The organism is Microbacterium sp. Root61 (genome assembly GCF_001427525.1).
In the GTDB taxonomy this organism is placed as follows: domain Bacteria; phylum Actinomycetota; class Actinomycetes; order Actinomycetales; family Microbacteriaceae; genus Microbacterium.
The window spans coordinates 1,332,974-1,358,277 of record NZ_LMGU01000001.1 but is presented as its reverse complement, the minus strand read 5'-3'; the positions used below and the strand labels follow the sequence as shown (position 1 = coordinate 1,358,277).

The following is a 25,304-nucleotide window of genomic DNA, read 5'->3' as shown; positions in this document are numbered from 1 at the left end:
GTCAGTTCGCTCCCGAGAATTCTTTGCGACGGTTGACGACCCAGCGCGCCACCGCGTTGACCGCGAATGTGACGACGAACAGGATGAGGCCGGTCGCGATGAGCACGTTGATGTTCGTTCCGTACGCCTCGGGGAAGGTCAGGGCGATGTTCGCCGCGATCGTCGAGGGGTTGGTGGAGGTGAACAGCTGGAAGCTGACGGTGCCGGTCGCCGAGAGCACCATGGCGACGGCCATCGTCTCGCCGAGCGCGCGGCCCAGGCCCAGCATGGAGGCCGAGACGATGCCGGAGCGGCCGAACGGCAGCACCGCCATGCGGATCATCTCCCACCGGGTCGCGCCGAGCGCGAGGGCTGCTTCCTCGTGCAGGACAGGGGTCTGCAGGAAGATCTCGCGGCAGATCGCCGTGATGATCGGCACGACCATGACGGCGAGCACGATGGCGGCGGTGAAGATCGTGCGGCCGGTGGCCGACACATCCCCGGCGAACAGGGGGAACCAGCCGACGTACTCGTTGAGCCAGTTGTAGACGGGCTGGACCGCCGGGGCGAGGACGAGGATGCCCCACAGGCCGAAGACGACCGACGGGACGGCGGCGAGCAGGTCGACGACGTAGCCGAGCCCCTGCGCGAGACGACGAGGGGCGTAGTGGCTGATGAAGAGGGCCACGCCCAGCGACAGGGGGACCGCCATCAGCAGGGCCAGGAACGCGGCCCAGATCGTACCGAACAGCAGCGGCCAGACGTAGTCCCAGAAGTTGGTCGTCAGCAGGGAAGCGTCTTCGCTGCCGGCGCCGATGGCCGGGATCGACTGGATGATCAGGAAGAAGGCGACCGCCGCCAGGGTGGCGAGGATCATCGATCCCGCAAACAGGGCAGACCCCGAGAACCAGAGATCTCCGGGGCGTTGCTTGGCCTTGACCCGCGGCTCGGGTGGCGCGGATGTCGCTGTCATGTGAGTTGGCGTCCTCGGGTTGGGGTGGACCGGGTTCGGCCCCGAGTCGACGTTATGCCGACTCGGGGCCGAAGGGGAACTACTTGATCGCGTCGACCGCGGCCTGGGCCTTGGTGCGCAGCGCGTCCGAGATCGGGGCGCTGCCGGCGTTCGTGGCAGCCGTCTCCTGGCCCGCCTCGCTGATCGCGGTGTTGAAGAAGCCCTTGACCAGAGCCGCGGCATCCGCATCCGCATACTCGGCGCAGCCGATCAGGTAGCTGATCAGCACGACGGGGTAGGCGCCGGCCTCGGTGGTGGTGCGGTCGATCGAGATGGCCAGATCGGTGTCGGCACGGCCCTCTTCGAACGGCGAGGCGTCGACCGCGATGGCGGCGCCCTCAGCCGAGTGACCGACGAACTCGTCGCCGACCTTGACGTTCACCGACGCGATGCCGGTGGCCTGGGACGAGTCGGCGTAGCCGATGGTGCCCTGTCCGCCCTTGACCGCGTTGACGACGCCCGAGGTGCCCTGTGCGGCCTCGCCGCCCTGGATCGGCCATTCCTCGACCGAGCCGAAGGTCCAGGTGGACTCGGCGTTGGCCGCGAGGTAGTCGGTGAAGTTGCCGGTCGTGCCCGACTTGTCGGAGCGGTGCACGGGCGTGATCGCCAGGTCGGGCAGCTTCGCGTCCGGGTTGGTCGCGGCGATGGCCGGGTCGTTCCAGTTGGTGATCGTGCCGGCGAAGATGCCCGCGATGGTTGCGGCGTCCAGGTCGAGCGAGTCGACGCCGTCGATCTGGAAGATGATCGCGATCGGCGAGACGTAGGCGGGGATCTCGACGATGTCGGAGCCGGCGACGCACGCGTCGAACGGTCCGGCGGTGATCTCGTCGACCTTGAATGCGCGGTCCGAGCCGGCGAAGTTCACGGCGCCGGACTGGAAGGACTCGCGACCGGTGCCCGAGCCCTGCGGGTCGTAGTTGACCGTCACCTCGGGGTTGGTGCCCTGGAACTCAGCGGTCCAGGCCTGGACGGCGACCTGCTGCGAGGTGGCGCCGGAGCCGTTGATCGTGCCGGAGAGCGTGGGCACGTCGGAAGCGGAAGGTGACGTCGCGCCGCCGCCCTCGTTCGAGGCGCAGCCGGCGAGTGTGAGGGCCGCGATTGCGGCGACAGCGCCCAGCTGGGCGATGCGGGAGATCTTCACTGTGTGAATCCTTCACGTGTCAGGGGAACGAGCCCGGTGCGGGGCTCGCTCAGAAACGTAATCAGCCACTGTTAATCGACTGGGCTGGAAAGGTAAACAGAAGATGAACAGCGCACGGGAATCTGCCCACGATCACGGATGACGCACCCTGTCGGACGCGTCTCGGAACGCTGCCGGCGACTAGGGCTGCGGCTCGTGGGTCTCGATCGCGACGATGCCGGAGCCCGGGTTGGTCGCGGAGAGGTGCACGACGGAGAAGGCCCCCGGCTCCAGGGCGGACGCGCTGCCGAGATACGAGCCGCGCAGGGTTCCCGTGGCCAGGGCGAGTTCGCTCAGGATCTCGGGCAGGACGGGGCCGTGGCTGCACAGCACGGCGGGCTTGCCGGAGCGCACCCGCCGACCGACGACGGCCCGGGTGTCCGAGGTGCCGGCCTCCCAGGCATCCTGACTGATCAGGGGAGTGCGCTCGATCTTCTTGCCCAGCGTCGCGGCCAGCGGCGCGACGGTCGTCACGCAGCGCACGGCGTCGCTCGAGATGATCTTGCGGACGCCGAACGCCTGCAGCGGGCCGACGATCGCGGCGGCCTGGCGCGTGCCGCGTTCGGTGAGCGGCCGCATCGTGTCGGGTCCGTCCCAGTCGCTGCGCGAGGTCGCCTTGGTGTGGCGCAGCACGATGATCGGGAAGGTCTCCAGCACGCCGTCGTCGACGAAGCGCAGGAAGTTCTCCAGGATCTCGACGTCCACCGGATAGCTGAGGTAGGTCAGGGCCTTCTTCGGCGCGATCCACTCGAGGGCCGCGATCTCCCGGTTCGGCACGAACGCGGAGGCGCGGATGGCGTCCTCCGTGGCCTGAGCCGACCAGTAGTGCACGATCTTCTGCCGCTTGCTCGGCATCCGATAGCGCGAGACGCCGACCGGGATACCGAGACGGACGCGGATGCCGGTCTCCTCGAACATCTCGCGCACGGCGGTCTCCGCGAGCGTCTCGCCGGGATCGACCTTGCCCTTGGGGAGCGTGACATCGGCATACGCGGTGCGGTGGATGACGAGCACCATGAGCTTGCCGTCGACCACACGCCAGATCACCCCGCCGGCCGCATAGACCGCGGTATCGGTCATCGCACCGCCCGAGCTCGACGGCGCCGTTGCACGGTCGCCATGGTCTTGTCCTGCAGATCGACGAGCGGCCTGCCGTCCTCGGCGACGCTGTGCCGCGTCCATTCGCCCTCGGCGCCGAGCCACCACGAGCTCGTCGCATCGCTCATGGCGAGGTCGAACAGATCCGTCAGCTCCTTGAGGTGCGCGGGAGCGACCACGCGGACCAGGGCCTCGACCCGACGGTCGAGGTTGCGGTGCATCATGTCGGCGCTGCCGATGAAGATCTGCGGGTCGCCGTCGTTGTCGAAGGCGAAGATGCGGGAGTGCTCCAGATAGCGGCCCAGGATGCTGCGCACGGTGATGTTCTCGCTCATGCCCTCGACACCGGGCTTGAGCGAGCAGATGCCGCGCACCCAGACGTCGACCTTCACGCCGGCCTGGCTGGCGCGGTACAGCGCGTCGATGATCTGCTCGTCGACCATCGAGTTGACCTTGATGCGGATGCCGGCGCTGCCGCCCGCGAGCGCGTTGCGGCGCTCCTTGTCGATGTGGCGCAGCAGCCCCTTGCGCAGGTGCAGCGGAGCCACCAGGAGGCGCTTGAACTTCTTCTCGATCGCGTAGCCGCTCAGCTCGTTGAACAGGCGGGTGAGGTCCTTGCCGACCTGACCGTCGGTGGTGAACAGGCCGAAGTCCTCGTAGATGCGACTGGTCTTCGGGTTGTAGTTGCCCGTGCCGATATGGCTGTAGTGGCGCAGCACGCCGTCTTCCTCGCGGATGACCAGGGCGAGCTTGCAGTGGGTCTTGAGTCCGACCAGGCCGTACACCACGTGCACGCCGGCCTTCTCGAGCTTGCGCGCCCACACGATGTTCGCGGCCTCGTCGAAGCGCGCCTTGACCTCGACCAGCGCCAGCACCTGCTTGCCCGACTCGGCGGCGTCGATCAGCGCCTGCACGATGGGGCTGTCGCCCGAGGTGCGGTACAGGGTCTGCTTGATGGCGAGCACGTGCGGATCGCGAGCGGCCTGCTCGAGGAAGGCCTGCACGCTCGTCGCGAACGACTCATACGGGTGGTGCACGAGCACGTCGGCCTTGCGGATCGCGGCGAACAGGTCGGCGCGGCCGTTCTGCTCCGCCGGTTGGAAGGCGACCGCCGTGGTGGGCACGTGCGGGGGATACCGCAGGTCGGGGCGGTCGATGCGCCCCAGGTCGAACAGTCCGCGCAGGTCCAGCAGGCCGGGCAGCCGGAACACCTCCTGCTCGGTGATGGCGAGTTCGCTGATCAGCAGGTCGAGGGTGACGTCATCCATCTCGTCCGTGACCTCGAGGCGGATCGGCGGACCGAACCGGCGGCGCAGCAGCTCGGCCTCGAGCGCCTGGATGAGGTTCTCGGTCTCGTCCTCCTCGATCACGACGTCTTCGTTGCGCGTGAGGCGGAACGTGTGGTGGTCGAGGATCTCCATGCCGGGGAACAGGTCGCCCAAGTGGTTGGAGATGAGGTCTTCCAGCGGCAGGTAGCGCACCGTCTCGCCGTCGTGCGGCACCTCGATGAGCCGCGGCATCATCGGCGGCACCTTCAGACGCGCGAACTCCTGCCGCCCGGTGCGGGCGTTGCGGATGCGGATCGCGAGGTTCAGCGAGAGCCCGGAGATGTACGGGAACGGATGCGCGGGATCGACCGCGAGAGGCATCAGGATGGGGAACACCTGGGCCTGGAAGTACTCGGTGAGGCGTGCCTGCTCGGGCTCGGAGAGCTCGTCCCAGGCCATGACCTCGATGCCGGACTCGGCCAGCGCGGGACGCACGAGCACCTTCCAGGCATCCGCGTGGCGCAGCTGCAGGCGATGGGCCTCGGCCGAGATGTCGGCGAGGACATCCTGCGGGGCGCGGCCCACATTGGTGGGGATCGCGAGCCCGGTGACGATGCGGCGCTTCAGGCCGGCCACGCGCACCATGAAGAACTCGTCGAGGTTGCTCGCGAAGATCGCCAGGAAATTGGCGCGTTCGAGCAGAGGCAGGCGCGGGTCTTCGGCCAGCTCGAGCACCCGCTGGTTGAACGCCAGCCAGCTCACCTCGCGATCGAGGTAGCGGTTCTCGGGAAGCTGTGAGTCGAAGACCTCGATCGCTTCGTCGAAGTCATCGTCGTCGCCGTCACCCAGTCCGGCGTCGAGCACGTCGTGTTCGATCATTCCTTCATCATTGCAGGGTGATGTGACGTGCGTGTGAACCGATGTCGACCGGGACCGTGCGCAGTGCGCGTCAGGAGCGCGACTCGCCCGCCGGGGCGTCGTCCTCGTACACGTTGAACCGGTAGCCGACGTTGCGCACGGTGCCGATCAGCTGCTCGAGATCGCCGAGCTTGGCGCGCAGTCGACGCACGTGGACATCGACCGTGCGGGTGCCGCCGAAGTAGTCGTAGCCCCACACCTCGCTCAGCAGCTGCTCGCGCGTGAACACCCGGGAGGGGTGCGTCGCGAAGAAGTGCAGCAGCTGGAACTCCTTGTACGTGAGGTCGAGCGGCTTGCCGTGCACCTTGGCCGAGTACGAGGACTCGTCGATCGAGATGCCGGAGGTCTGGATCCGCGTGGAGACGTGCTCCTTGGAGACGCGACCGATCGCCAGCCGGATGCGGGCATCGACCTCGGCGGGTCCCGCCGTGACGAGGATGACGTCGTCCAGGCCCCAGTCGGTGGACACGGCCGTCAGTCCGCCCTCGGTGACCACCAGCAGGAGCGGTGCGTCCAGCCCGGTGGTGGCGAAGATCTTGCACAGCGACTTCGCTCCGACCAGATCGATGCGCGCATCGACGAGGATCACGTCCGCGCTCGGGGCGTTCACGAGCTGCATCGGTTCTGCGGGAATCAGACGCACGCGGTGACTCAGCAGTTCGAGCGAGGGCAGGACGGGGCCGCCTCCATGCGTGGAGCTCAGAATCAACAGCTGTGCCAAGTACGCCGTCCTTCCGGCGCAGCCGGGCGCGCCGTGCACTCAGTTTAGGGGCCGATCCGGCAGGTCTCGCGCGCAGGACGGTCGCGGGGGATCGCGGGCGACGTGCGGCGGAGGTCGGACTGCGCGACAATAGGCCCGTGGCCACTCCTGAGCTCGCACCACGTCGGACCCTCGGCGGCGTCATCGCCGTGTGGGTCGCGGCGGTCCTCGTCGCGGTGTCGATCGGCATCTTCGTGCCCGCCGAATCGCGGGCCGGCTGGCTGATCCTGGGATTGGGCGGATGCCTCCTCCTGAGCTTCGCCGTGCAGCTGGGGTCGGGGCGTGCGAAGGGCTTCACCGAGCGTGTCGCCGCCAGTATCCTGGGCGCGCTGATCGTGATGGGCCTGATCAGCGCCGGGTTCGGACTGGCCTCGATCGTTCCGGCGTGACGGCCGCCGAGGTCCGCGGATTCCCGTTAGACTCGGCCTCATGGATCTCGTCGCACTCGAACTCTTCTTCGTGGGGCTTCTCGCGCTCGCGTCGCTTGCGATCGTCTTCGTCTCCGGCGTTGTGATCAAGAACCTCTATCGCGGCCAGCGCTGACGGGCGAGTCGTGTTCGACCTGCCGACCGACCTTCCCGCCGATCTCGTCCCGCTCTCGTGGCTGATCGGCGTGTGGGAGGGCACCGGCGTCATCGACTACGAGGCCGACGGCGTGCGCTACGCGGGCGAGTTCACGCACCGCGTGAGCTTCAGCCATGACGGCGGACCCGCACTGAACTACTCGGCGAGCGCGTGGATGCTGCACGGCGAGGGCGACGAGCAGACCCGCGAGGCGCTCGTCTCCGAGGTCGGCTTCTGGCGGCTGTCGCGGCCGATGACCGATGCCGACCCCGGCCCCGGACTGCTGCCCGCCGTCACCGCGGGGCCCGTCCGCACGGCCGATGACGTCGAAGCGCTCCGCACCGCCGAGGACGGCTTCGCCATTGATGTGCTGCTGGTGCATTCGGATGGCGTCAGCGAGCTCTACCTCGGCCAGGTCCGCGGACCGCGGATCGACATCGCCACCGACTTCGTCGCGCGCACCGTCGGGTCCAAGCCCTACACCGCGGCGACCCGCATGTACGGACTCGTCGACGGACACCTGCTGTGGGCGTGGGACATTGCCGCCCTCGGCACGGAGCTCGGCGCACACGCGTCCGCCCGACTGGCGAGGGTCGACTGATGGACGAGGTGTTCGTAAGGGTTCCGGCCGCCGTGGTGGATGAGAACGGGCTCCAGCACGTCGGCAACCCGCTCGGCGAGCAGCGCGCGCTCGCCGCCGGCACTGCTGTCGCTCCGCTGGCCGACCGTCGTGTCCTGGCGGTATCGGGCGAGGACCGCCTCACCTGGCTGGACTCGCTCGTCTCGCAGGCGCTCGCCGCTCTTCCGCCCGGCGTCAGCACCGAGATGCTCGTGCTCGACCCGCAGGGACGCATCGAGCACGCGGCATCCGTTCTCGATGACGGCGAGACCACGTGGCTCATCGTCGATCGCGGCGACGCCGAGGCCCTGCTGACCTGGTTGACGCGCATGCGCTTCCGGCTGCGGGTCGCCCCGCGCGACGCCGACGACGAGTACGCGGTCGTCGGTGGCACTTCCGCCGCGCTGGACGGTATCGCCGTGGCGGATCCCGCCGGAGTCCGACTCGTCTGGCGAGACCCCTGGCCGCACGTCGTGCCCGGCGGATACGGCTATGCCGTCACCGAGCCGCATCCCGGATCCACGCGGGACTGGGCCGAAGCCATCGTCCCGCGCACCGCACTGACCGAGATCGCGGATGCCGCGGCGCAGGGTCAGCGCGCACTCGCGGGCCAGACGGCCGTCGATGCGCTACGGGTCGCCGCGTGGCGTCCGCGCTGGTCCGCCGAGGTCGACGAGCGCGCGATCCCGCACGAGCTGGACTGGCTGCGCACCGCCGTGCACCTGAACAAGGGCTGTTACCGCGGGCAGGAGACGGTCGCCAAAGTGCACAACCTCGGCCACCCGCCCCGGCGGATCGTCGCGCTCCAGCTCGACGGCAGCGGCAGTCGCCTGCCTCTCAAGGGCGCCGAAGTGCGCAACGGCGACGTCGTGGTCGGTGTGGTGACCTCCGCTGCGCTGCACTACGAAGAAGGCCCGATCGCGCTCGCCGTGATCAAGCGCAACACCCCGGTCGATGCCGAGCTCGTCGTCGACGGCGAGGAAGGACCGATCGCCGCCGCGCAGGAGGTCATCGTGCCGCCCGACGCCGGGGCGACCGCGAACATTCCGCGGATGCCGCGACTCGGCCGCCGCGCGTCCGCTTCCTGACTCTGCGCTAGAGCTCTTTCGGGGCCACGGCGTCCCACGGCACGGTGAGTTCGCCGAGGCGCCAGCGCGCCCGCTGCTGCACGGGCCAGCCGGACTGCTGCAGCGCCGCCAGCGCCGCCTGCCAGCGCTGTACGGGGCCGAACGGCGACATGCCGGCGGCACGCTCCCATTCGCGATCCAGGTCCTCGAGCAGGGCGTGGACGCGCTCTCCGGGCACGTTCCGATGGATCAGGGCCTTCGGTAGCCGCTCCGCCGCGATCGACGGGTGCTCGAGGGCGGCCAGGCGCAACGACACGGTGAGGGTCTGCGGCACGGCATCGGAGCCGATCGCGACCCAGGTGCAGATCCGCCCGAGCTCGTCGCAGGTGCCCTCCACGAGCAGACCGCCCGGCGCCAGGCGTCCCGTCATGCGGCCCCAGGCATCGGCCACTTCGCCCTCGTCGTACTGGCGCAGCACGTTCATGGCGCGGATGACGAGGGGGCGCCGGCCGGCCGAGACCGGCACTTCGAAACCGCCCAGTGCGAACGACACCCGGGCGTCGGGAGCGAACCCGGTCGCGCCGGCGCGCACCTCCTGCAGCTGCTGGCGGGCGCGGGCGACACGCGCGGGGTCGATCTCCAGCCCGAGCACCTCGACGTCCGCGCGGGCCCGGGCCAGGCGGGCCTGCAGTTCGAGCGCGGTGACCGCGCTGGCACCGAACCCGAGGTCCACCACGAGCGGATCGGCGCCACGACGCAGCACAGGATGCCGGGCGATCCAGCGATCGATGCGGCGCAGGCGGTTCGTACCGGTGGTGCCGCGCGTCACCTGACCCACGAGAGAACGTCCGGACGCCATACGGCCATGATGCCAGCCAGAGGTTCGGCCCCGCGCTCGGTATCATTGGCGGCATGACTGCGCCCCGTACGTTGATCCTGCTCCGCCACGGCCAGAGCGAATGGAACGAGCTGAATCTGTTCACCGGCTGGGTGGATGTCCGCCTCACCGAGCAGGGCAAGGCCGAAGCCAAGCGCGGCGGCGAGCTGCTCGCCGAAGCCGGTCTGCACGCCGACATCCTGTACACCTCGGTGCTGAGCCGCGCCATCCAGACCGCGGACATCGCGCTGGACGCCGCTGATCGCCTGTGGATCCCGGTGAAGCGCACCTGGCGCCTCAACGAGCGCCACTACGGTGCGCTGCAGGGCAAGGACAAGGCCCAGACGCTCGAGGAGTTCGGCCAGGAGCAGTTCATGCTGTGGCGCCGCTCGTTCGATGTTCCGCCGCCGCCCCTCGCGGACGACAGCGAGTTCAGCCAGGTCGGCGACCCCCGCTACGTCGGCATCGACGGCGAGGTGCCGCGCACCGAGTCGCTCAAGCTCGTCATCGACCGTCTGCTGCCGTACTGGGAGAGCGACATCGCCGCCGACCTGAAGGCCGGCAAGACCGTCCTGGTCACCGCGCACGGCAACTCGCTGCGTGCCCTGGTCAAGCACCTCGAGGGCATCAGCGACGACGACATCGCCGAGCTGAACATCCCCACCGGCATCCCGCTGGTCTACCGCCTCGACGAGAACCTCGTGCCGCTGGGCCCGGGGGAGTACCTCGACCCGGCCGCCGCGGCCGCCGGTGCCGCCGCCGTCGCGGCGCAGGGCAAGAAGTAGCCCCACCGACACAGAAAGAGCGGATGCAGCCATCTGGCTGGGCCCACGCGCCCCGAGGCTCCACACAGCGCGAAGCGATGCGTGGAGAGGGCGTGGGGACATCCGCTCTTTCGTTCGTCAGGAGGTCAGCTCTCGACGTCCTCGGTCTCGGCGGTCCAGTCGCCCGTGGCGAGGTAGACCATCTTCTTGGCGACCGAGACCGCGTGGTCGGCGAAGCGCTCGTGGTAGCGGCTGGCCAGCGTCGCGTCGACGGTCGCCGCCGGCTCGCCCTGCCAGCTGTCGCTGAGCACCTTCTCGAAGACGCTGACGTGCAGGTCGTCGATGGCGTCGTCGTCGTTGCGGATCTTGTCGGCGTACACGAGGTCCTGCGTGCGCAGCAGCTCGGTCAGCGTGCGGGCCACATCCACGTCGAGCTCGCCCATCCGCAGGAACGTGTTCTTCAGCCCCTTGGGAATGGCGCGCTCGGGGAACCGCATGCGCGTCAGCTGCGCGATGTGCTCGGCGATGTCGCCCATGCGCTCCAACGACGCGCTGACGCGCAGGGCCGTCACCACGATGCGGAGATCTCTTGCCACCGGCTGCTGCCGGGCGAGGATCTCGATCGCCAGTTCGTCGAGCTCGACGGCCTTCTCGTCGATGATGCTGTCGGCCTCGATGACCTCTTCGGCGAGGGCGATGTCGCTGGTGCCGAAGGCGCGCGTCGCCTTGTCGATCGCCACCGTCACGAGCTCGGCGATCTCGACCAGACGCGTCTGGACGTCCTCGAGTGATTGGTGGAATACTTCGCGCATCGCAGCACCTCTCTTGATCCGTGGGCATGCGTGCACCACGGTATTGGCGAGTGTCGCCGCGGCGATTGTCGTCACCGAAGGTTAACGAACGGTGCCGCGAGAGTGAATAGTATCCGCCCGGCCCGGAGAACGGCGTGCGACGGGCGGGAGCGGCCGATGTGGTCCGTCTACGCTGGTGGCATGGACACGACGCAGCTGGCGCTGCTCGCTCTGCTCGTCGGGGCGATCATCGGAGGCTCCGTCTCGGCCGTGATCGTCGCCGCGATGCGGGCCCGCGATCGCGTGCACACCGAGACCTCGACCGTGATCCCCGAGGGCGTGCGGGAAGTCCTGCACGGAATGGATGACGCGGCCATCGTCGTGGACACCTCCTCCACCGTCCTGGCGGCCTCTTCTCCCGCCGAGCCGTTCGGCATGCAGGAGGGGGAGGTGCTGCGCAGCGACGAGCTGCGGGCGCTCGCACGACTGGCGCGGACGTCCGAGGCGTCCGCGTCCGAGACACTGCGTCTGCGCCGCGGTGCGCCGCCCGCGGAGCCGCGCCTGGTCGTCGCGCGAGCGACGGGGATCTCCCCGCGCCTCACGCTCATCGTCTTCCGCGACATCACCGAGCGCGAGCGCGTCGAGGAGATGCGCCGCGACTTCGTCGCCAACACCAGCCACGAACTCAAGACCCCGGTCGGCGCGGTCAGTCTGCTCGCCGAGGCGATCGAATCCGCCGCCGACGACCCCGACCAGGTCCGGCACTTCGCGGTGCGCCTGGGCGCCGAAGCGGCGCGGCTCGCGCGCCTCACCTCGCGCATCATGAACCTGTCGCGCCTGCAGGCCGCCGACGAGCTGAACGACGACCGCGAGGTGTCCGTCGACGAGGTCGTCGCGACCGCCCTGGATGCCCACGCGATCCAGGCAGAGTCCGCCGGCGTCGAGGTCGTCCGCGGTGGCGATCGCGGGCTGTTCGTGCGCGGCGACGCCCAGATCCTCGGCGAAGCCATCGGCAACCTCGTCGCGAACGCGATCGCCTACTCGCCGGAGGGCTCCAGCGTCGGCGTCGGAGTGCGCAGCGCGGACGGGATCGTGGAGATCGCGGTCACCGACCGCGGGATCGGCATCGCCGAAGGCGACCAGCAGCGCATCTTCGAACGCTTCTATCGCGCCGACCAGGCCCGCTCGCGGCGCACCGGCGGCACCGGCCTCGGGCTCGCGATCGTCAAGCACGCCGTGCAGCGTCACGGGGGCGAGGTCCGCCTGTGGTCGCGCCCCGGGCGCGGCTCCACCTTCACCATCCGACTGCCTCTCGTCGCCGCGCCCGAGGACGGCAGCAAGCCCAAGCGGCGCGGCCGCAAGAAGACCAAGGGGGCTGCTGCGGCATCCCGCACACCCCGCTCGAACGGAGAAACCGAATGACCCGTGTCTTGATCGTGGAGGACGAGCCGGATCTCGCCGACCCGCTCGCGTACCTGCTGCGTCGCGAGGGCTACGAGGTGGAGATCGCCGAGGACGGCCCGGCCGCGCTGACCTCGTACCGCGACAAGGGCGCCGACATCGTCCTGCTCGATCTGATGTTGCCCGGGATGCCGGGCACCGAGGTGTGCCGGCAGATCCGCGCCAGCTCGGGCGTGCCGATCATCATGCTGACCGCCAAGGACTCCGAGGTCGACATCGTCGTGGGGCTGGAGCTCGGCGCCGACGACTACGTCACCAAGCCGTACTCGGCGCGTGAGCTGCTCGCACGGATGCGCGCGGTGCTGCGCCGTCAGGTGCAGCTGGACGCCGATCTGGACGACCGCGTGCTCACCGGCGGCCGTGTCACCGTCGACATCGATCGCCACACAGTGGCCGTGGAGGGGCGCGAGATCGCGATGCCGCTCAAGGAGTTCGAACTCCTCGAGGTGCTGATGCGCAATGCCGGCCGGGTCCTCACCCGCGGGCAGCTGATCGACCGCGTCTGGGGTACCGACTACTTCGGCGACACCAAGACGCTGGACGTGCACATCAAGCGCATCCGCTCACGCATCGAGGCGAACCCCAGCGAGCCGGAGATGCTCGTCACGGTGCGAGGACTCGGCTACCGCTTCGAGGGCTGACAGCGCCGCTGTGAGGACTGAACCTGCGGTCCTGCGTTCCGCCGAGGCGGGAGCGCAGGACCCGCGGGTCCTGCGTCAGGGAACGAGGTGCGCGAGGTACTTCTGCGCACCGTCGAGCACGGCGACCGACACGACCGTGCCGTCGCTGTCACCGGACTGGAAGTAGATGGGGATGTCGGCCCCGGGCATCGTGTCCAGGCCGTCCAGGAGGAGCGGCTCGGTCTCTTCGGTGCCGAAGCTGAGGATCGTGTTGGCCGGCACGCGCACGGACTTCTCGATCACGCCGGAGCCCTCACCGATCTCCATGCGGAGCGTCTGGGTCTCGGCCGTGTCGTTGACGATCGCGGCGATGAGGTTGCCCTGCGAGCCGTCTTCGTTGGCGACGATCAGAACGTTGCGGACCTTCAGCGGTCCGGAGTTCTCCACGTAGACGCCGTCCGAGGGCGAGTACTGGATGGTCGTCGCCTGCGGGGAGATCATGCTGCACCCGCTCGCGCCGAGCATGACGGCGGCGCCCAGGGCGACGGACGCGAAGAGACGCGATTTCACTGATCCTCCAAGGGTCGACTGACCATTGCAGTCTATGGGGTCGGCGTCCCACGTGCAGGCCCACCCACGGTGTGCGGCGCAAACCTTAGCGTATTTAGCCTGTGGTATCCTTGAGGTTGCCGAAAGGACATAACTGCATGCTTTTTGAGGTTGGCGAAACGGTCGTTTACCCCCACCACGGGGCTGCGACGATCTCCGAAGTGAAGACCCGGATCATCAAAGGTGAAGAGAAGGTTTATCTCAAGCTTCGAGTGACGCAGGGCGATCTCACGATCGAGGTTCCGGCAGACAACGTGGATCTGGTCGGAGTGCGCGACGTGATCGGCAAAGAGGGCCTCGACCGCGTCTTCGAGGTGCTGCGTGCACCCTTCACCGAGGAGCCCACGAACTGGTCCCGCCGGTACAAGGCGAACCTCGAGAAGCTCGCTTCCGGCGATGTGATCAAGGTCAGCGAGGTCGTACGCGACCTGTGGCGCCGCGATCAGGACCGCGGACTTTCTGCAGGCGAGAAGCGCATGCTGGCCAAGGCTCGTCAGATCCTCATCTCCGAGCTCGCGCTCGCAGAGAAGACCGACGAGGAGAAGGCCGGCGTCGTGCTCGACGAGGTCCTCGCCTCCTGAGGCCCGCTGGTACGGCTCGCGTGAGCGGGCACTACTTGTGGTGCCGCCACAGGCTAGCCTCGTGGCGTGAGCATCGCACCTGTACCCCGTGTCTGCGTCATCGTCGTGGCGGCGGGTTCCGGCACGCGCCTCGGCGCGGGCGCTCCCAAGGCGTTCGTCGGGCTCGATGAGCACACGATTCTCCGTCATGCGCTGAGCGGTGTCTTCGCGGCACCGCTCGCGCAGGTGGTGATCGTGGCGCCCGTGGGTCGGGAAGGCGCGGCGCTGACCGATGCCCTGGAAACCGCGGGGGACCGCCGCGACCTCGTTTCGGTCGTCACCGGTGGCGCGACGCGGCAGGACTCTGTCGCGGCGGGTCTGCACGCGGTGTGGCCCGATGTCGAGGTCGTGCTCGTGCACGATGCGGCCCGGGCGCTGACCCCGCCGGCCGTGTTCGAGCGGGTCATCGCCGCCGTCGGCATCGACGCGCCGGGTGTCATCCCCGTGACGCCGGTGGTCGACACGATCAAGCGCGTGGCAGGCGCGGATGTGATCGCCGCCGTCGACCGGGCCGAGCTCGCCGCAGCCCAGACGCCGCAGGGCTTCGATCGCGCGGTGCTGGATGCCGCCTACCGCCGCGCCGATCAGGATTTCACCGACGACGCGGCCCTGGTAGCCGCCGCCGGGCATCGCGTCGCGGTGGTCGAGGGCGACCCGCGGGCGTTCAAGATCACGACTCCCGCCGACCTCGAGCGCGCCCGGGGTCTGGTCGCGCCGCTGCCGGTCGCTCCTTCCGTGTCGTTGAACGCGGCGCCGATGATGCCGCGCGTCGGCCTCGGCACGGACGTGCACGGGTTCGGCGGCGAGGGCGCGCTGTGGCTCGCCGGGCTGGAGTGGCCGGGGGAGCAGGCGCTGTCGGGACACTCCGACGGCGACGCGGTCGCACACGCGATCGTCGACGCGCTTCTGGCCGCGGCAGGACTCGGCGACATCGGCACGCACTTCGGCACGGATCACCCCGAGTACGCCGGTGCCCACGCCGAGGTGTTCCTGCGCCGCACGCTCGGGCTCCTCGGCGAGGCCGGGTGGCGCGTGGGCAACGTCTCGGTGCAGGTGCAGGCGAATCGCCCGCGGTTCTCCGCGCGCCGCGCCGAGGCGGAGTCGGTCCTCTCCGCGGCGTTGGGCGGAGCATCCGTCTCCCTCAGCGCGACCACGACCGACGGCCTCGGCTTCACCGGCCGGGGCGAGGGCGTCGCCGCCTTCGCCGTAGCCCTCCTCGTCCCCGCCTGACCCGCGGTGCGCCGCCGCAGCGCCGCATGGCCGTACCGCCGCAGCGCCTCTCCGTCGTGTGTCGGGCCGCCGTGGCCGCGCGTGACCGGGTGGCCGGCGCCCGGGTGGCCGGAACACGCGAGCTCACAGAAACGGCCGCTTCTCGAGGTGGAAAGTGGCCATATTTGCGAGCTCGCGAAACGTCGTGCTGCAGAGTGAGCGGCCCCGGATGGGCGGTGTCGACAGATTGTGCGTCCTGCTCGGTGCCTGGCCGTCCCCCGCGGCCGGCGCAGGTCCGTCGGGCGCCGGGACGCACCCGCCGAGCGTGATCAGGTGATCGGGTGCCCGGAACACGCGAGCTCATAGAAACGGCCACTTCTCGCGCTGAAAAGTGGCGATAGTTGCGAGCTCGCGCCACGCCACGTGTGGGCGTGCGAAACGTGACACGGGCGTTCGCGCGGACGAGGGCGGAGCTATACGGCGCGGGTCATGAAGACCGAGTGCGGGTCGAGGGCGTAGTCCGCGAACGGGCCGCAGAGGGTGAAGCCCTCGCTCGCATACAGCCGCTGTGCGGGCTCGAACTCCGCGGTCGACCCGGTCTCCAGCCACAGGCTCGTCATGCCGCGCTCGCGGGCGGCCACCACGATGTGCCGCAGCAGCGCCCGCCCGACTCCGGTTCCGCGGAAGTCATCGTGCACGCGCATCGACTTCAGCTCGCCGCGGTCTGCGTCGATCCGCTTCAGCGCGCCGATCCCGGCGAGCTCCCCGTCGATCCAGGCCGACCAGAACGTCACGGCCGCGCCCCGCAGGTCCTCCACACCAAGGGCGTGGACGCTGTCGGCCGGCGAGGCATCCCGCATCCCGTCCAGATGCCGCGCCACGAGTGCGCGCGTCTCAGCGCCGCTGAGGTCGTCCACCCGGATCTCCACGCTTCAGCCCTCCACGGCGAACGGAGCCGGATCGCGCGGGCTGCGCGACCCCCAGGCCAGGAGGGCGAGCCCGAGCGCGAGTATGACGAGCCCCACGATCGCGAGCACCGAGAGCCGCTCCCCGAGCACGGTGATGCCCAGGATGCTGGCGGTCAGGGGCTCGCCGAGGGTCAGTGTTGCGGCGGTCGCGGCCGTGAGACCGCTCAATCCCCACGTGAACAGCACGTACGCGACGGAGATGGTGCCCAGGCCCAGCCACAGCGCGAGCACCACACCGGCGGAGGTCTGCAGCCATGCCAGATCGACGAACGGCAGCGCACACGCCGAGATCACGGCCGAGCTGACGCCCATCGCCCCGACGACGGTGAACGGGTCCCAGCCCGCGTCCAGGAGTCGTCGCTGCGCGTTGGCGATGACGGCGAAGGATGCCCCGGCCCCGACACTGCCGAGGAGCCCGATCGGGTCCGTCCCGGTGCTGGTTCCGGCCGCGCCGCCGAACCCGAGCAGCACGACACCGAGCGTCGCGGCGGCGGTCGCCGCGACCCAGACCCCGGAGGGGGCCCGTCGCGTGAGCGCCCACTCCAGGAGTCCGGCCAGAACCGGGGCGGAACCGAGGGCGACCACCGTGCCGATCGCGACGCCGTTGCGGTCGGTCCCGAGGAAGAACAGCGGCTGGTACACGGCCAGGCACAGGCCGGTCAAGACCATGAGCGACAGCGGGCGCCAGGTCAGGCGCGGCCGAGGCGCGGCATCCATCCGTCGTCGGGCATGCCGACGGGCGAGGGTGAACGCGATCAGCGCCAGTCCGGTGCCCCCGATCACCAGGCGCACCGCGCCGACCGACAGCGGGGTGGTCCCCTCGGGGCCGAGAGCCTGGGAGGTGCCCGTCGTGCCGAACAGGAGCGCCGCGGCGAGCACGGCCAGGACGGGAAGCACACTTCAGTTGTACAGGTTCGAGCACACGCACCGCGCGCCCAGGTGATGCGGATGCCGCGCCGGTAAGCTATACCAGTGACAGTCCAGCTCTACGACACCAAAGCGCAGCAGCTGCGCGAGTTCGTGCCGATGGATCCGGACAACATCACCGTCTACGTCTGCGGTCCGACGGTGCAGTCCGGCCCGCATATCGGCCACCTGCGCGGCGCCCTGACGTTCGACATCCTGCGACGTTGGCTCGCCCACCGGTTCGGTCGCGTGACCTTCGTCCGCAACGTCACCGACATCGACGACAAGGTGCTGGTGAACGCCACCGCGGATGAGCCGTGGTGGGCGCTGGCATACCGCATGGAGCTCGCGTTCTCCTCGGCGTATGCCGCGATCGGCATCCTCCCGCCGACGTACGAGCCGCGCGCCACCGCGTCGATCCCGCAGATGCAGGAGCTCATCGAGCGTCTCATCGACGCCGGCCATGCCTACGCCGCCGCGGGCGATGTGTACTTCGACGTGCGGTCGTGGCCGCAGTACGGCGCGCTGACGCGTCAGTCCCTGGACGCCATGGAGCCGGCCGAAGACGCCGATCCGCGCGGCAAGCGCGATCCGCGCGACTTCGCGCTGTGGAAGGGCGCCAAGCCCGACGAGCCCGCGACGGCGATCTGGGACTCCCCGTGGGGCCCCGGACGACCCGGCTGGCACATCGAGTGCTCCGCCATGTCGCGCCGCTACCTCGGGCCCGAGTTCGACATCCACGGCGGCGGCCTGGACCTGCGCTTCCCGCACCACGAGAACGAGCTCGCGCAGTCCGCCGCGGCGGGCGACGCGTTCGCGCGGTACTGGGTGCACAACGGCCTGGTCACCGTCGATGGCCAGAAGATGTCGAAGTCGCTGTTCAACTTCGTCCTGGCCGAAGACGTGCTCGGCACCCGCGACCCGTTGGTCGTGCGCTACGCCCTCGGCGCGGCGCACTACCGCTCGAACCTCGACGTCTCCGACAAGACGTTCGACGAGGCCGAGGCCGCGCTCGAGCGGATCCGCACCTTCCTGGCCCGAGTCACCCGCGCGGGCGACTTCGGCTGGTTCTCGTACGGCAACGAAGACTTCGCAGCGGCGATGGATGACGACCTCGGAGTGCCGCAGGCCCTCGCCGTCATCCATGCCCGCGTGCGCGAGGGCAACACCGCGCTGGACGCGGGCGATCTCGAGACCGCCCGCACGATCGCCGGCGAGGTGTCCGTCATGACGGACATCCTCGGAATCAACCCGATGTCGCCGCAGTGGCAGCAGACGGATGCCTCGGCTGAGGCATCCGCTCTGGACGCCCTCGTGCGGACGATGATCGCGCAGCGGGCCGATGCCCGCGCGATGAAGGACTGGACGGGGGCCGATCGCATCCGCGATGCGATCGCCGCCGCCGGAATCACACTTGAAGATGCCGCCGACGGCACACACTGGAGCGTCGCCGACGCTCCGTCTCGCGTCGGGGCTACCGGGGCGAAGGCCCCGCAGAAGGAGAACTGATGGCTGGCAAGCCTGGACGCCCCGGCGCAAGCAAGGGCAACAAGAAGGGGCCCACCAAGGGCACCGGCGGCAAGAACAAGCGGTCCCTCGAAGGCCGCGGACCGACCCCGAAGGCCGAAGACCGCGCCTGGCACCCCGCCGGCAAGCGCAAGGCGGCACAGGAGCGGTACGCGGCGGCCGGTGGCCGCGGCAAGCCCGCCGGGCAGGCGCAGGCGCGCCCGCGCGCGGCGAAGAAGGACGACGACACCGAAACGGTCACCGGCCGCAACTCGGTGCTCGAGGCCCTCCGCGCCAAGATCCCCGCGACGGCGTTCTACATCGCGCAGCGCGTGGAGATGGACGACCGTGTCAAGGAGATGCTGTCGCTGGCGACGAACCGCGGCATCCCGGTGATGGAGGTCACGCGTCCGGAGCTCGACCGCATGGCCGGTTTCGACGGCGTGCACCAGGGCGTCGCGATCAAGGTGCCGCCGTACGAGTACGCGCACCCGCAGGACCTGCTCGAGAAGGTCATCGACAAGGGCAAGGTTCCGCTGTTCATCGCGCTTGACGGCATCACCGACCCGCGCAACCTCGGTGCGATCATCCGCTCCACCGCCGCGTTCGGCGGTCACGGCATCATCATCCCGCAACGTCGGTCGGCCAGTGTGAACAGCGCGGCATGGAAGACGAGCGCGGGCGCCGCGGCGCGGCTTCCCGTCGCCATCGCCCCGAACCTCACGAGCACGCTCAAGGACTTCAAGAAGCAGGGTGTGTTCATCCTGGGCCTGGACGGCGGGGGCGACGTGTCGCTTCCCGCGCTGGAGCTCGCCGATCGCCCCGTCGTGATCGTCGTGGGGTCCGAGGGTAAGGGCCTCTCCCGCCTGGTGACCGAGAACTGCGACCAGATCGTGTCGATCCCGATCGAGGCGGCGACCGAGTCGCTCAACGCCGGGATCGCGGCATCCGTCGCGCTCTACCAGGTCTCCACCCTGCGGGCCGCACAGTCCTGAGCACATCGGGTCAGCGCCGCGGCCTGTGGCGTTGACCCTGACATCGTCGTCGAGAGGAAGACCATGACCCGGATCGCCGTCATCGGAGGAACCGGCTATGCCGGCAGCCACATCGTCGCCGAGGGGGTGCGTCGTGGTCACACGGTGGTCTCCGTCGCGCGCTCGGTGCCGACGGAGCGCATCGTGGGTGCCACGTACATCGAGGGCACCCTGCTGGACGTTCCGGGTCTGCTGGCCGAGATCGACGGCGTCGACGTCGTCGTCTCGACGGTTCCGGCGCGCGGCAACATGCTCGGCAGCGTCCGCACGAACGTCGCCGAGCTCGTCGCCGAACTGCCCATGACCGTGCGGATCGGCGTCATCGGCGGCGCCGGCGGCAGCCTGATCGCCGAGGGCGGCGAGCGACTCGTCGACCAGCCGTCGTTCACCGAGGAGTACAAGCCCGAGGCACTCGAGGCGATCGGCATCCTCGAGGACCTCCAGGCCGGTCCCGCGGCGCGCGACTGGTTCTACGTGCATCCCGCCGGCGGCTTCGGCTTCTGGAACCCGGGCGAGCGCACCGGCACGTACCGCACCGGCGGCGACGTCCTGGTGACCGACGACGCCGGCGAGTCCTACATCTCCGGGGCAGACCTCGCAGTCGCCGTGCTCGACGAGATCGAAGAGCCGAAGCACTCGCGGGAGCGCTTCACCGTCGGGTACTGATCCGTCGCGGCGGCCGATCCGTCGCAGAGCGGATGCCGCGACTCAGACCAGATCGCGCCAGTCGATGGCGTCGGCCTCGTCGTCGGGCAGCGGGATGGCGCTCGTGATGACCGGCAGCGACATGGTCTCGGTCGGCGGTCCCATCAGGGTCGCCTCGTCGCGGCGGTGACGCAGCACGTCGTCGATGTACGAGGTGAGCACCTCGGCCAGCGGCACGGCGCGTCCGCGCGCCTGCGACATGTACCAGCGGTGCTCGAGGACCTGGTGGAACACCTCGGCGGGCTCGAGCTTCGACCGCAGGTCGAAAGGGATGGCCTTCACGACGGGCTCGAACACGCGAGTCAGCCACTCGTGCGCGACCATCTCCTCGTCGTCCTCGCCCTGGCGCGAGCTGCGCGCGCGGAACTCGTCGAGGTCGTTGAGCAGGCGACGCGCCTGGTTCTCCTCGACGTCGAGTCCGGTGAGGCGGATGAGGCGACGCTGGTGGTGACCGGCGTCGACCACCTTCGGCTCGATCGACACCTTGGTGCCGTCGGCGGTCGCCTGGATCGACATCTCGCCGATGTCGAAGCCGAGGTCGTTGAGGCGCTGCACGCGCTCGGTGATGCGCCAGGACTCGTCGGCGGCGAAGGTCTCCTGGTCGGTGAGGGCGGCCCACAGCGACTGATAGGAGGACATGATGCCGTCGGCGATGGCGACGGCATCCACGCCGCCTTCGAGTCGTCCGCCCGCCTCGAGGTCCATGATCTCGCCGGCGATGTTCGTGCGGGCGACATCCAGGTCGTGCGCCCGCTGACCCGGGGTGAGTCCACTCTCGTGCAGCTCGCCGGTCTCGGCGTCCACGAGGTAGGCCGAGAATGCGCCGGCGTCCCGGCGGAACAGCGTGTTGGACAGCGACACGTCGCCCCAGAAGAAGCCGACGTTGTGCAGCTGCACGAGCAGCAGCGCGAGGGCGTCCACGAGGCGTGTGGCGGTGTTGGGCCGCAGGACCTGGGTGAACAGCGCCCGGTAGGGGAGGGAGAACCGCAGGTGCGCGGTGACCAGGACGGCCGGGAGGGGCTTGCCCGCGGCATCCGTCCGCCCGGCGACCACCGCGACGCGCTCGACGCACGGTGCATCCAGCCGGGTGAGGTTGCCGAGCATGTCGTACTCGCGTCGCGCCATCTCGACGGTCGTCTCTTTGATGGCGACGACACGGCCGGACAGGTTCGCGAAGCGCACCAGGTGGCGGGAGAGGCCCTTCGGCAGCGACACGATGGTGCTGCTCGGCCACTCCGCGAGGGGCGTGGACCAGGGCAGGGTCAGCAGTCCCGGATCGACGGAACTCGCGGTGATGCTGAGTGCTTCTGTCATTTCTCCCCTGGAATGCGCCGCGGCGCGGGAGGGTCCGAGACCCACCCGCGCCGCGGTGTCGTCGTTTCTCAGGCGGACGCGATGGCCTTGTCGGTCAGTCGCTCGCCGCTCTCGATGTCGAAGACGTGGACGTGTCCCGGAACCGGAGCGAGCACCACGGTGTCGCCCGCGTTCGGGTGACGACGGCCGTCGACGCGCGCGACGATGTCGGTGCGCTTGCCGCCTACCTCCGAGTGGCCGTACAGGTAGCCGTCGGCGCCGAGTTCTTCGACGAGGTCGACGATGACCGACAGGCCCTTGCCGTCTTCGGGGCCGACCACGATGTCTTCGGGGCGCACACCGATGGTGACCTGCGAGCCGTGCGCCTTGCCGAGCGTGTCCGCCTCGAGGGCGGCGATGCCGGTGCCGAACGCCGCTCCGCCTTCGACCAGGTCGGCGGGGAACAGGTTCATCGCGGGCGAGCCGATGAAGCCGGCCACGAAGACGTTCTTCGGGCGCTCGTACAGGTCGCGCGGGGTGCCGACCTGCTGCAGCAGGCCGTCCTTGAGCACGGCGATCCGGTCGCCCATGGTGAGGGCCTCGGTCTGGTCGTGCGTGACGTAGACGGTGGTGACGCCCAGGCGGCGCTGGAGCGACGCGATCTGGGTGCGGGTCTGGACGCGGAGCTTGGCGTCGAGGTTCGACAGCGGCTCGTCCATGAGGAACACCTGCGGCTGACGCACGATGGCACGACCCATGGCGACGCGCTGACGCTGGCCACCCGAGAGGGCCTTCGGCTTGCGGGTCAGGTACTCCTCGAGGTCGAGCAGCTTGGCGGCCTCGAGCACGCGAGCGGCGCGCTCTTCCTTGCCGACGCCGGCGATCTTCAGGGCGAAGCCCATGTTCTCGGCGACGGTCATGTGCGGGTAGAGCGCGTAGTTCTGGAAGACCATCGCGATGTCGCGATCCTTCGGCGGGATGTCGGTGACATCGCGGTCGCCGATCAGGATGCGGCCGGAGTTGACCTCTTCGAGGCCGGCCAGCATGCGCAGGGACGTGGACTTGCCACAGCCGGAGGGGCCGACCAGAACCAGGAACTCGCCGTCGGCGACCTCGAGGTTGAGCTTGTCGACCGCGGGGCGGGTGCCCCCGGGGTACAGACGGGTTGCGTTGTCGAACGTGACTGACGCCATTTTCTTCTTCTCCTCACCGGCAGGTACGTGCCGGACGATCCGTAGTGATGGAATAAGCGGGGGCTGATACCCGCACGCCCGCCATTGGACGCGTTTCCCAGTATGACACGGCCTCTGTGCGGCGGGTGTCTGGGTATTTCCCAGCCTCTCTGACTAGCATCGAACAGACCGCGACACCCGCGCGGCCAGCCGGAACACCGGCCCCGTATACCCAGAGGTTCCATGTCCAACGACGAGTCACCCACCGAGCCAGTCCAGCGCGATCGCCGAGAGGCGGTCCGTGAAAAGGCCCAGCAGGTGCAGGCGCAGCAGTCTCGCGCACGCGTCATCCGTCGTACCGCCGTTGGCGTGGGTGCTGTCGCGATCGTCGCCGTCGCCGCGGTCGTGGTGGCCTGGGCGTTCTCCTCCTCGAGCTCCAAGACGCTCGTCCAGCCGGCCAACGTCAGCAACGACGGCATCATCGTGACCACGGTCGCCGGGGTGGCCACCGAGCCGGCCGCGGGCGATGTCGCCGATGCACCGGGCGCTGACGCTCCGGCTGCCGCACCGACCGAGGCGGCGGCTCCGGCGCCGACCGAGACTGCGCCGCCGGCTGTGGACATCCGCGTGTACGTCGACTATCTGTCCGCGGGCGCCAGCGACTTCCAGACGGCGAACGTGAAGCAGCTCTCCAAGTGGGTGAGCGAGGATGCCGCGACCCTGACGTACTACCCGGTCGCGATGCTGACGGCGAAGTCGAAGGGCACGAAGTACTCGCTGCGCGCCGCGAGCGCGGCCGCCTGCGTGGCCACGCACGCCCCCGACACCTTCTTCAAGTTCAACAACGAGCTGCTCGCGCAGCGCCCCGACGTCGATTCGGACGGACTGACGGACTCCGAGCTGGCGGCCCTCGCCATCGCTCAGGGCACCGACGCCCCCAAGGCTCTCCGCTCCTGCATCGAGAACGAGTCGTTCGCCATGTGGGCCAAGGCCGCCACCGACCGCGCGCTGCAGGGACTGCCCGACACCGACGGCATCGCCCTGACCGGCACTCCCACGATCCTGGTCAACGGCATCCCGTACGTCGGCGCTGTCGATGACCCCAAGGAGTTCGCGCAGTTCGTGCTCACGATCGCGAGCGACGCGTACTACAAGACGCCTTCGCCGGCGCCCTCCGGGTCGACATCCGCGACGCCCACGCCCTCGAACTGATCGGGTCGGGGATCAGTCCCCGGTAGAGTGGATGTCCTGCCGACTTGGCGCAATTGGTAGCGCACCTAACTTGTAATTAGGGGGTTACGGGTTCAAGTCCCGTAGTCGGCTCGTGATGGCAGGTTCCCGCGACCATGCTCGGGTGCCGGCCTGGGTTCCCCTTGTGGGGGCGGCGCTCATCGGCGCCCTGACGGCGATCCAGGCACGCATCAATGGGCAGCTCGGTCTTCGACTCGACGACGGCTTCGTGGCCGCCGCGGTCTCGTTCGGCACCGGCCTGGTGATCCTCATCGTGCTCTCCGCCGCGCTGCCGGCGGGCCGCAGGGGCTTCGGCCAGCTGGTCCGCGGTGTGCGCGGCCGCAGCATCCCGTGGTGGATGCTGGCTGGCGGCGCCGCCGGAGCGTTCACCGTCGCCACGCAGGGCATCGCCGTCGGCATCATCGGCGTCTCGCTGTTCACCGTCGGCTACGTCGCGGGGCAGATCGTGTGCGGTCTGCTGCTGGATCGGATGGGCTTCGGTCCGGGCGGTGCGGTCGCCGTGACGATGCCGCGCGTGGTCGGGGGAGCGCTGGCGCTGGTCGCCGTGGGCATCTCGCTCACCGGCGGCGCCGCGGCCAGCGTGCCGTTCTGGATGCTCGTCCTGCCGTTCGTCGCCGGCATGGGTGTCGCCTGGCAGCAGGCCACCAACGGCCGGCTCCGGGCGCAGGTGGGTACGCCTTTGACCGCGACCCTCGTGAACTTCATCGGGGGCACGACGATCCTCGTGACCGCGGCGCTGATCCACGTCGCCCTGGTCGGGCCCCCGCAGCCGTTCCCGACCGAGCCGTGGCTCTATTTCGGCGGCGCGCTCGGCGTGGTCTACATCTTCCTGTCGTCCGCGCTCGTCGCCTACACCGGCGTGCTGCTGCTGGCGCTCGGCACGGTCGTGGGGCAGCTGGTCACGGCGGTCGCACTGGATGCCGCGTGGCCGACGGCGGCCAGCCCCGACCTCGGTCAGCAGTTCGCGATGATGGCTGTGGCGCTGCTCGCGGTGCTGATCGCGGCCGCGCCGTGGCGGCGACGCTCGCGGCGCTGAGCCGACGCGGAGTCCGT

25 protein-coding genes and 1 tRNA gene are annotated in these 25,304 nt (G+C 69.6%); 14 read left to right on the top strand and 12 right to left on the bottom strand.

Features of this window, described 5'->3' with window-relative positions; all coding sequences use genetic code 11:
• Position 1: 1 nt before the first annotated feature.
• The 5 genes from pstC to ASD65_RS06620 form a co-directional block, all read right to left on the bottom strand.
• Positions 2–952, bottom strand: a complete 951-nt coding sequence (pstC, locus tag ASD65_RS06640; protein ID WP_056220161.1) for a phosphate ABC transporter permease subunit PstC — start codon at positions 950–952, stop codon at positions 2–4.
• Positions 953–1,031: 79 nt separating this feature from the next.
• Positions 1,032–2,132 (bottom strand): phosphate ABC transporter substrate-binding protein PstS, encoded by a 1,101-nt coding sequence (gene pstS, locus ASD65_RS06635; protein ID WP_056220159.1) that lies wholly within the window; start codon positions 2,130–2,132, stop codon positions 1,032–1,034.
• A 180-nt stretch (positions 2,133–2,312) separates the two neighbouring features.
• Positions 2,313–3,251, bottom strand: coding sequence for an NUDIX hydrolase (locus tag ASD65_RS06630; RefSeq protein ID WP_056220156.1), 939 nt, complete (start codon positions 3,249–3,251; stop codon positions 2,313–2,315).
• Positions 3,248–5,416: an RNA degradosome polyphosphate kinase gene (locus tag ASD65_RS06625; protein WP_056220152.1), complete on the bottom strand. Its 2,169-nt coding sequence runs from the start codon at positions 5,414–5,416 to the stop codon at positions 3,248–3,250. The genes ASD65_RS06630 and ASD65_RS06625 overlap by 4 nt, the downstream gene beginning before the upstream one ends.
• Before the next feature lie 70 nt (positions 5,417–5,486).
• Complete coding sequence (locus tag ASD65_RS06620; RefSeq protein WP_056220149.1) at positions 5,487–6,176, bottom strand: winged helix-turn-helix domain-containing protein; 690 nt, start codon at positions 6,174–6,176, stop codon at positions 5,487–5,489.
• Positions 6,177–6,313: 137 nt separating this feature from the next.
• On the opposite strand from ASD65_RS06620, the gene ASD65_RS06615 reads away from it, so the two are divergent.
• From ASD65_RS06615 to ygfZ, 3 genes are all read left to right on the top strand, one after another.
• Entirely contained in the window at positions 6,314–6,604 is a 291-nt protein-coding gene (locus ASD65_RS06615) for a hypothetical protein (protein WP_056220146.1), read from the top strand.
• 164 nt (positions 6,605–6,768) lie between these two features.
• Positions 6,769–7,380: an FABP family protein gene (locus ASD65_RS06610; protein ID WP_056220142.1), complete on the top strand. Its 612-nt coding sequence runs from the start codon at positions 6,769–6,771 to the stop codon at positions 7,378–7,380.
• Positions 7,380–8,486 carry a CAF17-like 4Fe-4S cluster assembly/insertion protein YgfZ gene (ygfZ, locus tag ASD65_RS06605; protein WP_056220139.1) on the top strand — a complete coding sequence of 369 codons (1,107 nt, stop codon included), beginning with the start codon at positions 7,380–7,382 and terminating at the stop codon, positions 8,484–8,486. Before ASD65_RS06610 ends, ygfZ begins: the two co-directional genes overlap by 1 nt.
• A gap of 7 nt (positions 8,487–8,493) precedes the next feature.
• Here ygfZ and ASD65_RS06600 read toward each other — a convergent pair whose 3' ends face one another.
• Positions 8,494–9,324 (bottom strand): class I SAM-dependent methyltransferase, encoded by an 831-nt coding sequence (locus tag ASD65_RS06600; RefSeq protein ID WP_056220136.1) that lies wholly within the window; start codon positions 9,322–9,324, stop codon positions 8,494–8,496.
• 53 nt (positions 9,325–9,377) lie between these two features.
• On the opposite strand from ASD65_RS06600, the gene ASD65_RS06595 reads away from it, so the two are divergent.
• A complete protein-coding gene (locus tag ASD65_RS06595) occupies positions 9,378–10,127 on the top strand; it encodes a phosphoglyceromutase (protein ID WP_056220134.1) in 750 nt (249 codons plus the stop codon).
• Between the two features lie 125 nt (positions 10,128–10,252).
• Here ASD65_RS06595 and phoU read toward each other — a convergent pair whose 3' ends face one another.
• Entirely contained in the window at positions 10,253–10,918 is a 666-nt protein-coding gene (gene phoU, locus ASD65_RS06590; RefSeq protein WP_056220131.1) for a phosphate signaling complex protein PhoU, read from the bottom strand.
• A 180-nt stretch (positions 10,919–11,098) separates the two neighbouring features.
• On the opposite strand from phoU, the gene ASD65_RS06585 reads away from it, so the two are divergent.
• Positions 11,099–12,319 (top strand): sensor histidine kinase, encoded by a 1,221-nt coding sequence (locus tag ASD65_RS06585; RefSeq protein WP_056220128.1) that lies wholly within the window; start codon positions 11,099–11,101, stop codon positions 12,317–12,319.
• Positions 12,316–12,999, top strand: coding sequence for a response regulator transcription factor (locus ASD65_RS06580; protein ID WP_056220125.1), 684 nt, complete (start codon positions 12,316–12,318; stop codon positions 12,997–12,999). The genes ASD65_RS06585 and ASD65_RS06580 overlap by 4 nt, the downstream gene beginning before the upstream one ends.
• 75 nt (positions 13,000–13,074) lie before the next feature.
• On the opposite strand, the gene ASD65_RS06575 is transcribed toward ASD65_RS06580, so the two are convergent.
• On the bottom strand, positions 13,075–13,548 hold the full coding sequence (locus ASD65_RS06575; RefSeq protein WP_056220122.1) for a hypothetical protein: 474 nt from the start codon (positions 13,546–13,548) through the stop codon (positions 13,075–13,077).
• 137 nt (positions 13,549–13,685) lie between these two features.
• Here ASD65_RS06575 and ASD65_RS06570 point away from each other — a divergent pair, with 137 nt between their 5' ends.
• Together ASD65_RS06570 and ispD are read left to right on the top strand one after the other, a co-directional pair.
• Complete coding sequence (locus ASD65_RS06570; RefSeq protein ID WP_056220120.1) at positions 13,686–14,168, top strand: CarD family transcriptional regulator; 483 nt, start codon at positions 13,686–13,688, stop codon at positions 14,166–14,168.
• Between the two features lie 66 nt (positions 14,169–14,234).
• Positions 14,235–15,437, top strand: coding sequence for a 2-C-methyl-D-erythritol 4-phosphate cytidylyltransferase (gene ispD / locus ASD65_RS06565; RefSeq protein ID WP_056220117.1), 1,203 nt, complete (start codon positions 14,235–14,237; stop codon positions 15,435–15,437).
• A 452-nt stretch (positions 15,438–15,889) separates the two neighbouring features.
• Here the strand turns inward: ispD and ASD65_RS06560 are convergent, their stop codons facing one another.
• Positions 15,890–16,345, bottom strand: a complete 456-nt coding sequence (locus tag ASD65_RS06560) for a GNAT family N-acetyltransferase (RefSeq protein ID WP_056220115.1) — start codon at positions 16,343–16,345, stop codon at positions 15,890–15,892.
• 3 nt (positions 16,346–16,348) lie between these two features.
• Entirely contained in the window at positions 16,349–17,281 is a 933-nt protein-coding gene (locus ASD65_RS06555; RefSeq protein ID WP_056220112.1) for a DMT family transporter, read from the bottom strand.
• Positions 17,282–17,356: 75 nt separating this feature from the next.
• Here ASD65_RS06555 and cysS point away from each other — a divergent pair, with 75 nt between their 5' ends.
• From cysS to ASD65_RS06540, 3 genes are all read left to right on the top strand, one after another.
• The gene (cysS, locus tag ASD65_RS06550) at positions 17,357–18,799 is read left to right on the top strand and encodes a cysteine--tRNA ligase (RefSeq protein WP_056220107.1); all 1,443 of its coding nucleotides are present in this window, start codon (positions 17,357–17,359) and stop codon (positions 18,797–18,799) included.
• Positions 18,799–19,791, top strand: coding sequence for a 23S rRNA (guanosine(2251)-2'-O)-methyltransferase RlmB (rlmB, locus tag ASD65_RS06545; RefSeq protein WP_056220104.1), 993 nt, complete (start codon positions 18,799–18,801; stop codon positions 19,789–19,791). The genes cysS and rlmB overlap by 1 nt, the downstream gene beginning before the upstream one ends.
• A 63-nt stretch (positions 19,792–19,854) precedes the next feature.
• Complete coding sequence (locus ASD65_RS06540; protein ID WP_056220101.1) at positions 19,855–20,496, top strand: NAD(P)-dependent oxidoreductase; 642 nt, start codon at positions 19,855–19,857, stop codon at positions 20,494–20,496.
• 42 nt (positions 20,497–20,538) lie between these two features.
• On the opposite strand, the gene ASD65_RS06535 is transcribed toward ASD65_RS06540, so the two are convergent.
• Together ASD65_RS06535 and ASD65_RS06530 are read right to left on the bottom strand one after the other, a co-directional pair.
• Positions 20,539–21,849: a DUF4032 domain-containing protein gene (locus ASD65_RS06535; RefSeq protein ID WP_056220100.1), complete on the bottom strand. Its 1,311-nt coding sequence runs from the start codon at positions 21,847–21,849 to the stop codon at positions 20,539–20,541.
• Positions 21,850–21,917: 68 nt separating this feature from the next.
• A complete protein-coding gene (locus ASD65_RS06530; RefSeq protein WP_056220097.1) occupies positions 21,918–23,021 on the bottom strand; it encodes an ABC transporter ATP-binding protein in 1,104 nt (367 codons plus the stop codon).
• 222 nt (positions 23,022–23,243) lie between these two features.
• On the opposite strand from ASD65_RS06530, the gene ASD65_RS06525 reads away from it, so the two are divergent.
• The 3 genes from ASD65_RS06525 to ASD65_RS06515 all read left to right on the top strand — a co-directional run bounded on the left by ASD65_RS06525 (position 23,244) and on the right by ASD65_RS06515 (position 25,287).
• On the top strand, positions 23,244–24,212 hold the full coding sequence (locus ASD65_RS06525) for a DsbA family protein (protein WP_056220094.1): 969 nt from the start codon (positions 23,244–23,246) through the stop codon (positions 24,210–24,212).
• Between the two features lie 38 nt (positions 24,213–24,250).
• Positions 24,251–24,323 (top strand) — tRNA-Thr (locus ASD65_RS06520).
• A 4-nt stretch (positions 24,324–24,327) separates the two neighbouring features.
• Positions 24,328–25,287, top strand: coding sequence for a DMT family transporter (locus tag ASD65_RS06515; RefSeq protein ID WP_056224559.1), 960 nt, complete (start codon positions 24,328–24,330; stop codon positions 25,285–25,287).
• Positions 25,288–25,304: the final 17 nt, after the last annotated feature.

What these genes read in the sequence shown, in the direction of transcription:
- ASD65_RS06570 (WP_056220120.1), top strand. Translation starts at nt 13,686, where the DNA reads ATGCTTTTTGAGGTTGGCGAAACGGTCGTTTACCCCCACCACGGGGCT.
- ASD65_RS06625 (WP_056220152.1), bottom strand. Translation starts at nt 5,416, where the DNA reads ATGATCGAACACGACGTGCTCGACGCCGGACTGGGTGACGGCGACGAC.
- ASD65_RS06595 (WP_056220134.1), top strand. Translation starts at nt 9,378, where the DNA reads ATGACTGCGCCCCGTACGTTGATCCTGCTCCGCCACGGCCAGAGCGAA.
- ASD65_RS06630 (WP_056220156.1), bottom strand. Translation starts at nt 3,251, where the DNA reads ATGACCGATACCGCGGTCTATGCGGCCGGCGGGGTGATCTGGCGTGTG.
- ASD65_RS06535 (WP_056220100.1), bottom strand. Translation starts at nt 21,849, where the DNA reads ATGACAGAAGCACTCAGCATCACCGCGAGTTCCGTCGATCCGGGACTG.
- ygfZ (WP_056220139.1), top strand. Translation starts at nt 7,380, where the DNA reads ATGGACGAGGTGTTCGTAAGGGTTCCGGCCGCCGTGGTGGATGAGAAC.
- ASD65_RS06525 (WP_056220094.1), top strand. Translation starts at nt 23,244, where the DNA reads ATGTCCAACGACGAGTCACCCACCGAGCCAGTCCAGCGCGATCGCCGA.
- ASD65_RS06585 (WP_056220128.1), top strand. Translation starts at nt 11,099, where the DNA reads ATGGACACGACGCAGCTGGCGCTGCTCGCTCTGCTCGTCGGGGCGATC.
- ASD65_RS06540 (WP_056220101.1), top strand. Translation starts at nt 19,855, where the DNA reads ATGACCCGGATCGCCGTCATCGGAGGAACCGGCTATGCCGGCAGCCAC.
- phoU (WP_056220131.1), bottom strand. Translation starts at nt 10,918, where the DNA reads ATGCGCGAAGTATTCCACCAATCACTCGAGGACGTCCAGACGCGTCTG.
- ASD65_RS06580 (WP_056220125.1), top strand. Translation starts at nt 12,316, where the DNA reads ATGACCCGTGTCTTGATCGTGGAGGACGAGCCGGATCTCGCCGACCCG.
- pstC (WP_056220161.1), bottom strand. Translation starts at nt 952, where the DNA reads ATGACAGCGACATCCGCGCCACCCGAGCCGCGGGTCAAGGCCAAGCAA.
- ASD65_RS06600 (WP_056220136.1), bottom strand. Translation starts at nt 9,324, where the DNA reads ATGGCGTCCGGACGTTCTCTCGTGGGTCAGGTGACGCGCGGCACCACC.
- rlmB (WP_056220104.1), top strand. Translation starts at nt 18,799, where the DNA reads ATGGCTGGCAAGCCTGGACGCCCCGGCGCAAGCAAGGGCAACAAGAAG.
- ASD65_RS06530 (WP_056220097.1), bottom strand. Translation starts at nt 23,021, where the DNA reads ATGGCGTCAGTCACGTTCGACAACGCAACCCGTCTGTACCCCGGGGGC.
- ASD65_RS06515 (WP_056224559.1), top strand. Translation starts at nt 24,328, where the DNA reads ATGGCAGGTTCCCGCGACCATGCTCGGGTGCCGGCCTGGGTTCCCCTT.